This is a genomic window from Mycobacterium sp. KBS0706 (assembly GCF_005938675.2).
Taxonomy (GTDB): Bacteria; Pseudomonadota; Alphaproteobacteria; order DSM-16000; family Inquilinaceae; genus Inquilinus.
Map to the genome: position 1 here is coordinate 1 of NZ_VCCH02000272.1, position 1,403 is coordinate 1,403.

The window sequence follows — 1,403 nt, forward strand, 5'->3', positions numbered from 1 at the left end:
TCCCGATCGCAGCGACGGGCGAGCGAGCGAACTCCGGTCTCTCCGCGGTTCAAGCGGAGGGCTTCGGCGGCGACGTCTCGCATTATCCGCTCGGGCTGCTCGTCCTGCCTGGCGAGCAGATCCAGCTGCGCTTCGGCTTTCGCCCGGACCTGTTCGATCGCGAGGCCGTGGAGGCGATCGCCACCCGCCTGCAACGCGTGCTCGACGCCATCATCTCCGATCCCACGCGCGCCGTCGGTACCATCGAGCTGCTGGGCGTCGAGGAGCGGGCTCGGCTGCTGTCGGGGCGGAATGCGGCGGGGGCTGCGGTGCCCGGCGAGACGGTGCCGGCGCTGTTCGAGGCGCAGGTGCGGCGGACGCCGGATGCGGTGGCGCTGGTGCAGGGCGGTGAGGTGGTGAGCTACGCGGAGTTGAACCGCCGGGCAAACCGCCTGGCGCATGTGCTGATCTCGAGAGGCGTGGGTCCCGAGGATGTCGTGGCGCTCGCCCTGCCGCGGTCGGCGTCGATGGTGGTGTCGGTGCTTGGGGTGCTGAAGGCGGGGGCAGCATACCTGCCGCTGGACCCCGAATACCCGGCGGAGCGCCTGGGATACATGCTCGACGATGCCGGGCCGCGCTGCATCATCACGACGGGAACGGCGGTTTCAGCGATCCCCGCGGGAAGCCCCGTACCGGTGCTGCGGCTGGAGGATCCGGCGCTGTCGGCGGCGCCCGAGCACGACCCTGGCGACGGGGAGCGGACGGCGCGGCTGCGGCCGGGGCACCCGGCCTATGTGATCTACACCTCCGGCTCCACCGGACGCCCCAAGGGCGTGGTGGTCCCGCATCGCAATGTCGTGCGGCTCTTCGACGCCACCGACCATTGGTTCAGCCCGGGGGCAGATGACGTCTGGACGCTGTTCCACTCCTATGCGTTCGACTTCTCGGTCTGGGAAATCTGGGGAGCGCTCCTTCACGGCGGGCGCCTGGTGGTGGTGCCCTTCGCCGTCAGTCGTTCTCCGAGCGAGTTCCGGAACCTGCTCGTCCGGGAGAAGGTGACCATTCTCAACCAGACGCCATCCGCCTTCTATCAGCTGATGCAGGCCGACAGCGACGAGCCTGCCTCCCGGCAGGCGCTCTCTCTCCGCTGCATCGTGTTCGGGGGAGAGGCGCTCGACCTCGAAAGGCTGGCCCCGTGGTACAGCCGGCATCCGGACGATGCTCCGATCCTCGTCAACATGTACGGGATCACGGAGACCACCGTCCATGTCACCCACAGGAGGCTGAGCCGGAGTCTGATCGCCGGCGGCGCCGGCAGTCTGATCGGCGAGCCGATACCCGACCTCGCGGTCTACGTGCTGGACGGGGGATTGCAGCCGGTCCCTGTGGGGGTGTCGGGTGAGCTGTATGTGGCGGGTGCGGGC

General features: G+C 69.4%; 1 protein-coding gene. It reads left to right on the forward strand.

Features of this window, described 5'->3' with window-relative positions; translation table 11 throughout:
• Positions 1-1,403: AMP-binding protein (locus FFK22_RS41765; RefSeq protein ID WP_143957000.1), on the forward strand; the 1,403-nt coding region annotated here is incomplete at both ends.